Origin of the sequence: Candidatus Hakubella thermalkaliphila, from assembly GCF_013281975.1 — a bacterium.
In the GTDB taxonomy this organism is placed as follows: Bacteria; Actinomycetota; Humimicrobiia; order Hakubellales; family Hakubellaceae; genus Hakubella; species Hakubella thermalkaliphila.
The window spans coordinates 1-787 of the sequence record NZ_BLRZ01000374.1 but is presented as its reverse complement, the minus strand read 5'-3'; the positions used below and the strand labels follow the sequence as shown (position 1 = coordinate 787).

At 41.2% G+C, this 787-nt stretch carries 1 protein-coding gene; it reads right to left on the bottom strand.

What is annotated here, in order from left to right; genetic code table 11:
* Positions 1 to 5 precede the first annotated feature (5 nt).
* Positions 6 to 380 (bottom strand): ArsR/SmtB family transcription factor, encoded by a 375-nt coding sequence (locus HW443_RS12240; protein WP_176235802.1) that lies wholly within the window; start codon positions 378 to 380, stop codon positions 6 to 8.
* Positions 381 to 787: the final 407 nt, after the last annotated feature.

The following is a 787-nucleotide window of genomic DNA, read 5'->3' as shown; positions in this document are numbered from 1 at the left end:
AATTTTTATTTTTCCTCCACGTGCCTTAACCCCTCTTCGAAAAGGCTACCAATATGCTCATCGTCCAAGGAATAATAGGCCATCTTACCTTCTTTCCTGTATTTTGCCAACCTCATATTTCGCAAAATTCTCAATTGGTGGGAAACAGTAGATCCTGATAGACTAAGAAGTCTTGCTAGATCACAAACACACAGTTCCTCTCTGGATAAGGCAAAGATAATCTTAAGTCGGGTAGGATCGCCTAAGGCCTTAAAGGTTTCAGCCAGGTTTTTAATAATCCCATTGGATTTCATAACTGTTTTAACCGCATTGACCTTGGCCTCATCGACGAATTCTATTTCGCACACATCGCCATTATTCTTTTCTTTCTGCTCTCTCATATAGCCTCGCTATGCTCATGACTGAATAGTTGTTCATATATTACAAATAATAGTCATTTTACTGTTAAATGTCAACAGGGAAAAGATGATTGCGAGTGGGTGTTCGTAAAATCCTAAGGCCAAAAAGATTGCCTTGCCACGATTCACGTGTCTACCATCAGGATGGTAAGAAACTAAACTAATTCTCATTCGGGGGCCGCACCCTCGAACCATGAAAATAGGCAATCTATTTTCTAGGTAAGAGATATCGGTGTGAACAATAGGTCTGAAATCTTCGCGCGCAGGTTGACTGAAAGCAGAAGTGGGCAGTTTAACGTCATGCCCAAGACGTATCCTAACACCCTTCACTACAGTGAACTCTCTGTTAGCTAAAGCAAACAGCTTCTACAGAGTCCGCGAACTTTTTA

Bases quoted from the DNA above. Each gene is read 5' to 3' on its own strand.
- HW443_RS12240 (WP_176235802.1), bottom strand. From the start codon at position 380: ATGAGAGAGCAGAAAGAAAAGAATAATGGCGATGTGTGCGAAATAGAA.